Source organism: Streptomyces albidoflavus, assembly GCF_000719955.1.
Lineage (GTDB): Bacteria > Actinomycetota > Actinomycetes > Streptomycetales > Streptomycetaceae > Streptomyces > Streptomyces albidoflavus.
Genome location: NZ_JOII01000070.1, coordinates 1 through 7,449, shown reverse-complemented (window position 1 = coordinate 7,449; position 7,449 = coordinate 1). Strand labels below are relative to the sequence as shown.

Sequence of the window (7,449 nt, the reverse complement as noted above, 5' to 3'; positions counted from 1 at the left end):
ATACGGCGACCACCGAGATCTACACGTAAGGAGTCGTCGGCAGCGTCAGATGTGTATAAGAGACAGGCTCTTGATGGGGTCGAGGGGAGGGTTGTATGCGGCTTTCAGGGCAATTGCCGGAATCTGGCAAGCTTGCAGAGATGGGGTGTGGGGGCGGGTAAGGCCGCAGGTCATGGAGGGTGCTCCCCGCGTGTGCGGGGGTGGTCCCTTGAGCTCCAGGTCGAGCGACGGGAGTTCAGCGTGCTCCCCGCGTGTGCGGGGGTGGTCCTCTACGAGGCGGCATACCTGGAAGCGGACAACAGTGCTCCCCGCGTGTGCGGGGGTGGTCCCGTCTGGGCGGCGTGCACTCGGGCTCGGGGGCGATGCTCCCCGCGTGTGCGGGGGTGGCCCCGACGTCGACAAGTGCTACTGGCGCCTGGTGGAGTGTTCTCCGTGTATGCGGGCGTGGTCCCTCCTCGGTGGTCAGCTCCTCGCTGCCCGAGTCATGCTCCCTGCGCGTGCGGGGGTGTTCCCTCAGGGAGTCCTTGAAGGGTCTCCAGGAGAAAGTGCTCCCCGCGCGTGTGGGGGTAGTCCCAAGCGGTCGGCCGCGTGCCCCGCCTCGGCGTGCTCCGCTCCGAGGCGGCCCCCACCCCCTTCGAGTGATCCCCCACCCCCCAAGTGCATCCCCCCACCCCCCGGGCAGCCTCCTCCAGGGAGTTCGTCCACCCGAGAGGAAGCACCGCGTGGGACTGTCACGGAAGTACGGAACCGCTATCACCGAAGGGCCGACCCCGGCCGATGTCGCCGGGCAGGCTGCCCTGCCCTACCCCGACGGGTGGGCTGCCGTGGCCTTCTCCGAGGAGTTGACGAGAGGGAAGGTGCTCACCCGGCCGCTCGCCGGGGAGGATGTCGTGCTGTACCGGCTCGGGACCGGTGCTCTGCGGGCCGTGAAGCCCTACTGTCCCCACCTCGGCGCGCATCTGGGGCTCGGCAGGGTCGACGGGGAGGACCTGGTCTGTCCCTTCCACCTCTTCGCGTTCGGGCCCGACGGGGCCTGTGTGCGGACCGGGTACGAGACGGCGCCGCCCCGGTCGCCGCTCGGGCAGTATCCGGTGTGTGAGGTGAACGGGGCCGTGTTCGTGTGGCGGCACCACGACGGGCGGGCGCCGGACTGGACGGTGCCGGAGTGGCACGTGGTCGGGCACCGGCCGGCGCGGTCGGGGGTGTGGGAGATGGCGGGGCACGCGCAGGAGGTGATCGAGAACTCGGTCGACCTCGGGCACTTCGCCACGCTGCACGGGTGGCGGCGGGCGGAGATCGGCGGGCCGGTGCGGTACGAAGGGGCGGAGTTCCGGCTGTCGATGCGGGCGCATGAATCGGCGCCGGTGCTCGGGGAGTTCACCGTGGATGTGCGCGTGGAGGGGTACGGGCTCGCCGCCCTCCACGTCGACGTGCACACGCCCCGGGTCGGCCTGCGGATGTGTACGACGGTGCTGCCGACGGCCATCGGCCCGAACCGGATGCAGCTCCGCCAGCTCAACCGGCTCACCTTCGACGAGCCCGCCCGGCTCCCCGCCCCGCTCGCCCGCGCGGTGAGCCGGGCGGCGACGCGGGTGCTGGACCGGGCCGTGTTCAAGGCCAGTTGCGCGTTCACGGCGGCCGACTTCCCGGTCTGGCACCACAAGCAGTACGTCCAGCCGCCGCGGCTGGCCCACGGGGACGGCCCGATCGGCCCGTTCCGGCGCTGGGCCCGCCGCTTCTACCCGCCGCAGCCCGTCACGGCCCCCGCCTCCGCCGGCCGCACCGACACGCACCCCGGCTCCGGCTCCGGGGCCGAGGTCACCCCCGGCGCCGACGGCATCCCCAGCCCCGCCCCCGGCGGCAGCTCCCGCCGGGAAGGCGCCCCCGGCCGCGTCGGCGCCCCGGAGCCCGGCCTGCCCGAGCGGCCCAGCCCCCACTGACCCCACCCGCACCACCGTCACCCCCAGTCCCGGGCGGACCCGTCGGCGGTCCGCCCGTACGGGCAATCCTTGCGCGGGCTGTTGACAGGTACTGGTCACAGCGGGAATGTGGGAGCGCTCCCACAGTTCAACTCCCGGACGCACCACGCGCAGCTCAGCACAGCACCACGTACTCCGAGCACCACCCGCACCCCCGATCCCGCCCCGGCAGCGTTGCCGAGGGCGTACGAGAGGAGCACGGAGCCGTATGAGCACGAGAAGCAGAGGGACGAGACTTTCCGGCAGGACGAAGCACCCCCGTCGCGGCCGGTCGGCCGCCGCGCTGACCGCCCTGTTCCTGGGCGCCTCCCTGGCGGTCGCCGTCCCCGGCAGCGCGTCCGCCGACGCCGAGGACGTGACGGCCGCCCGCGTCGACAACCCGTACGTGGGCGCCACCCCGTACGTGAACCCGGACTGGTCGGCCAGGGCCGCCGCCGAACCGGGCGGCAGCGCCATCGCGGACGAGCCGTCCTTCGTCTGGATGGACCGCATCGCCGCCATCGAGGGCACCACGGCCGGCCGCGGCCTGAAAGAGCACCTGGACACCGCGCTCGACCAGGGCGCCGACCTCTTCCAGGTCGTCATCTACGACCTTCCGGGCCGCGACTGCGCCGCCCTCGCCTCCAACGGCGAGCTGGGCCCGACCGAGATCGGGCGGTACAAGAGCGAGTACATCGACCCGATCGCCGAGCTGCTCGCCGACCCGGCCTACGCCGAGCTGCGCATCGTCGCCCTCATCGAGCCCGACTCGCTGCCGAACCTCGTCACCAACGCGGGCGGCACCGCCGGCTCCACGCCCGAGTGCGCCGTGATGAAGGAGAACGGGAACTACGAGAAGGGCGTCGGGTACGCCCTCAGCACCCTCGGGGACATCCCCAACGTCTACAACTACGTGGACGCCGCCCACCACGGCTGGCTCGGCTGGGACTCCAACTTCGTCCCGGCGGCCCAGCAGTTCAAGAAGGCCGCGACCACCGAGGGCGCCACCGTCGGCGACGTGCACGGCTTCATCGTCAACACCGCCAACTACTCGGTGCTGAAGGAGCCGTACCTCAAGATCACCGACTCGGTGAACGGGACCACGGTGCGCCAGTCGAAGTGGGTCGACTGGAACTACTACGTGGACGAGCTGACCTTCGCCCAGGGCCTGCGCGAGGAACTGGTCCGCCAGGGCTTCGACTCCGGCCTCGGCATGCTGATCGACACCGCCCGCAACGGCTGGGGCGGCGACGACCGGCCCACCGGCCCCGGCCCCACGACCAGCGTCGACGCCTACGTCGACGGCAGCCGGGCCGACCGCCGCATCCACGCCGGCAACTGGTGCAACCAGAGCGGCGCCGGCGTCGGCGAGCGCCCGGTGACCGCGCCCGAGCCGGGCATCGACGCGTACGTGTGGGCCAAGCCCCCGGGGGAGTCGGACGGCAGCAGCGAGCCGATCGACAACGACGAGGGCAAGGGCTTCGACCGGATGTGCGACCCGACCTACGAGGGCAACGGCCGCAACGGCTTCAGCCTGACCGGCGCGCTGCCCGACTCGCCGGTCGCCGGGCACTGGTTCTCCGCCCAGTTCCAGGAGCTGCTGGCCAACGCCCACCCGCCGCTGGACGGCGGCGGCGAGCCCGGCGGCCCCGGTGAGGACGACACCACGGCGCCCACCGCCCCCACCGGCCTGAAGACCACCGCCACCTCGGCCACCACCGTCTCCCTCTCCTGGACCGCCGCCACCGACGACACCGGCGTCACCGGCTACGACGTGTACCGCGACGGCACCCGCGTCGGCTCCACGACCACCACCGCGTACGCCGACAGCGGCCTGACCCCCGGCACCGCCTACACCTACACCGTCCGCGCCAAGGACGCGGCCGGCAACGTCTCCCCGCCCTCGGCCTCCCTCGCCGCCACCACCACCGAGGGCGGCGGCTCCACCGGCGCCCTCAAGGTCCAGTACCGCACCTCGGACACCTCGCCCACCGACAACCAGATCCGGATGGGGCTCCAGGTCGTCAACACCGGCCAGAGCGCGGTGAACCTGGCCGACGTGAAGCTCCGGTACTGGTTCACGCCGGACGGATCGGGCGCGGTGACCAGTACGTGCGACTGGGCCCAGCTCGGCTGCGGCGGTGTCACACACACCGTCAAGCAGGCGGGCGGCTCCGCCCCCGGCGCCAGCCACTACGTGGAGGTCGGCTTCGCCTCCGGCAGCCTCGCCCCCGGCGCCGCCACCGGCGAGATCCAGCTCCGCCTGAACAAGGCCGACTGGTCGAACTTCGACGAGAGCGACGACTACAGCCGCTCCACCTCCACCGGCTTCACCGACCACGCGAAGATCGGCCTCTACCTCGGCACCGCCCTCACCTGGGGCACCGCGCCCTGACCCGTCCCCCCCAGCAGGGAGGCCCGGCACGCACCTGACGGCGTGCCGGGCCTCCCGCCCGTAGGGCCGCGGGGTCAGAGCCGGTGCCGCACCCAGACGTTGGGCTCGGCGTACACCGCGTACCCGTGGGTGACCGAGCAGTGGACCGGGACCAGCGCGCCCGGGACCTCGACGGGTCCCTCGGTGTCGAAGGGCAGCCCGGTCCACTCCCGCCACTGCTCCAGGGTGCCGCTGACCGTCATCGACACCGGGGCGACCGAGTCGACCACCCCGCCCGCCCGCACGTGGACGCGCAGCCACGGGTCCTCGGGCAGTCCGTCCTCGGCGCGGGTCAGCCGGGCGTACTCCGTCATCGGCAGGTCCGGGCGCAGGTGCTTGGCGTTGGGGCGGACCGGGGCGACGAGTTCGCGGTGGCCCAGTGCGAGGGCGTTCTCGCGCATCGCCTCGACCATGCGGCCCGATATGCCCTTGCCGAGGTGGTCGCCGGCGACGGTGATCTCGACGGCGCCGACGGTGTCGGGCGTCCGGCCGCGCCGCAGGTCGGAGAAGGCCCACAGCAGTTCCTGGTCCCAGCCGCCGGACGGCAGCCGGCCGCGCCCGGGGGCGTCGAGGGCGAACGGCACGCTGTAGCCGCGGGCGACCACCTCCCCGTCGGTGTCCGTGGCCACCAGCACGTACTCGGGGAACTCCTCGGCGATGCGCGGGAAGTTGGCCCAGCCGACTAGGTCCTCCAGGACGAACTCCGGCCAGGTGTCCGGCATCTCGCCCAGCGCCCCCGCCAGTTCCGGACGGGCGGCCAGCGTGGTGATCTCCAGCTTCATGCGCGTGAGCCTACGAGTCCGGATGCGGCCGTGCCACAGGGTTTCCGCTGGTCGGGCCGGGGTGTACGTCAGGCGTCCGGGCCGGGACAGCGCAGGGCGAGGAGGGCCACGTCGTCCTCGGGGTCCTCGCCGGCCATGCTGACGGTGAGCTGGTGGGTGAGGCGGGACAGCGGGGTGCCGGCCCCCGCCGCGAGGAGCGTGCCGAGCCGTTCGATGGCGGCGTCGATGTCCTCGCCCCGGCGTTCCACCAGCCCGTCGGTGTAGAGGAGCAGCGTGCTGCCGGGCGGCAGGGTCTGCCGGTACTCCTGCCAGCCGCCCTCGGCCAGGCCCGGGTAGAGCATCATCTCGTGCTCGGCCAGCACGCGGCAGGGCGCGCCCGGCACGGCGAGCAGTGGCGGCGGGTGCCCGGCGTTGGTCCAGGTCAGTTCCCAGCCCTGGTCGCGCGGGGTCAGGTGGGCGTGGATGAGCGTGCCGGTCAGGCCCAGGTCGAGGGTGGTCGTGGAGTGGTGCAGGGCCCCGACGGCGGCGGCGGGACCGGCGCCCGGGTGGTCGTGGTCGGCCTGGCGGAGCATGCTGCGGGCCTGGCCCATCAGGGTCGCGGCGCGGATGTCGTGGCCGGTGATGTCGCCGATGGTCGCCGCGAGCGTGGGGCCGCCGCTCTCCTCGTTCCCCTCCTCCCCTTCCCCGGCCGCCGGCAGCCGGTACGCGTCGTACCAGTCGCCGCCCACCCGGTCGCGGGCGACGGCCGGACGGTACAGGGCCGCCATCTCCAGCCCCGGTACCGAGGGGAGTTCGGTGAGCATGGCGTCCTGCAACTGGCGGGCCACGTCGATCCGCTCGTCGACGAAGAGGGCGCGCTCCAGGGCGCGGGCGGCGTAGGCGGCGGTGGCGGTGAGCACGGCCAGTTCACCGAGGTCCGGCTCGTGCCGGTGGCGCCAGGCCACCGCGAGGGCGCCCAGGACACGCCGGGTGCCCGCCAGCGGTACGCACACCATGGAGGCGAACCCCAGCCCCTCCCAGCGGGCCGCCGCCTCGTCCCCGTACTCGGCGCGTACCTCCTGGATGCCGTGGACGGCGACGGTCCGCTTCTCCCGGGCGGCCCGGCCGGTCGGCCACGGGGTGGCCACCGGGTCCACCGCCGGGTCCTGGACGGTGCCGTCGGGCCAGCGCCCCTCGGTGGCGTCCCAGGGGATGCGCTCCTGGGCCAGGCTGAGCCCGGCGAAGGAGGGGCGGAGGTCGCGGGTGATCAGCTCGCCGACCTGGTGGCGGACCTGGCCGACGCCGGTGGTGTCGGCGAGCACTTCGGAGGCACGCAGCACCAGCTCGGAGCGGGTCAGCAGGGCCGCCGTCTCGCCGCGCGCCTCCTCGATCCGGCGGGTCACGATCCGCAGCCGGATCTCGGCCGCGCACGCCTCCGCCAGGTCGGCCAGGGCCTCCACCTCACGGTCGGTCCACTCCCGGGGACGCCGGTCGACGGCGCAGAGCGACCCCAGCACCACCCCGTCGTCGTCGACCAGCGGCAGCCCCGCGTACCCGGCGATCGACAGCTCCTCGGTCATCGGCTGCCCCCGGGTACGGGGATCGGTACGGGCGTCCCGCACGATCAGCCGGCCCGCCGAGACGACCGCCGCGCACAGTCCCGTCCGGCGCAGCTCGGAGAGCGGGGCTTCGAGGCCGGTCATGCCGGGGAACGAGTGGTGTTCGGCGCCGGCCACCGAGACCAGGGCCACCGGCACGTCCACGAGCCGCGCCGCGATCCGCGCGAACCGGTCCATCCCCTCGTCGGCCGCGGACGACAGCCCCGCCTGCTCCAGCGCCAGCAGGCGCGCGCCCTCCTGATCGGGGGAGACGGCGCCGGAGGACCCCCCGGACCCCGCTCCGGCCCGGGGTCCGCTCTCCTCTGCCATGGCGGCGGACCTTCCTGTCAATTCTGTCGATGACCGCTGCCGGCCCACTCCTGCCAGGGTAGGCCAGCCCTCCCGGCGGTGCCGCCGGTGCGCGGGGACCCGGCCGGGATCCGCCGGACACGCCACCGCCACCGGGCGGCGGTCCTGCCCGGTGGCGGTGGCGCTGGCGTGGTGCGGCGGCCTGGTTCAGCCGCGCGGGGTGGGGATCAGCCGGTCCTCCTGCGGCGCAGGACGATCAGGAGCACCAGGCCCGCCAGCGCCAGCGTGCCGGCGAGGGTCGCCAGCGGCAGCATCGAGCCGCTGCTCTGGCCGGTGTCCGGAAGCTCGCCGGGGTGGCTGGGGGGGTGCGTGGGTTCGGGGGTGTGGGT

General features: G+C 73.8%; 5 protein-coding genes. 2 read left to right on the top strand and 3 right to left on the bottom strand.

Annotated elements, in window-relative coordinates:
* The first annotated feature begins 722 nt into the window (after positions 1-722).
* Together IF45_RS0130790 and IF45_RS0130785 are read left to right on the top strand one after the other, a co-directional pair.
* The gene (locus IF45_RS0130790; RefSeq protein WP_030310873.1) at positions 723-1,940 is read left to right on the top strand and encodes a Rieske 2Fe-2S domain-containing protein; all 1,218 of its coding nucleotides are present in this window, start codon (positions 723-725) and stop codon (positions 1,938-1,940) included.
* A gap of 247 nt (positions 1,941-2,187) precedes the next feature.
* Positions 2,188-4,353, top strand: a complete 2,166-nt coding sequence (locus IF45_RS0130785) for a glycoside hydrolase family 6 protein (RefSeq protein WP_030310872.1) — start codon at positions 2,188-2,190, stop codon at positions 4,351-4,353.
* 74 nt (positions 4,354-4,427) lie between these two features.
* Here IF45_RS0130785 and IF45_RS0130780 read toward each other — a convergent pair whose 3' ends face one another.
* The 3 genes from IF45_RS0130780 to IF45_RS32790 form a co-directional block, all read right to left on the bottom strand.
* Positions 4,428-5,174, bottom strand: a complete 747-nt coding sequence (locus tag IF45_RS0130780) for a hypothetical protein (RefSeq protein ID WP_030310870.1) — start codon at positions 5,172-5,174, stop codon at positions 4,428-4,430.
* 68 nt (positions 5,175-5,242) lie between these two features.
* A complete protein-coding gene (locus tag IF45_RS0130775) occupies positions 5,243-7,081 on the bottom strand; it encodes a SpoIIE family protein phosphatase (RefSeq protein ID WP_030310869.1) in 1,839 nt (612 codons plus the stop codon).
* A 206-nt stretch (positions 7,082-7,287) separates the two neighbouring features.
* Positions 7,288-7,449 (bottom strand): LPXTG cell wall anchor domain-containing protein (locus IF45_RS32790; protein ID WP_157846490.1); only part of this gene is annotated, 162 nt, incomplete at its 5' end.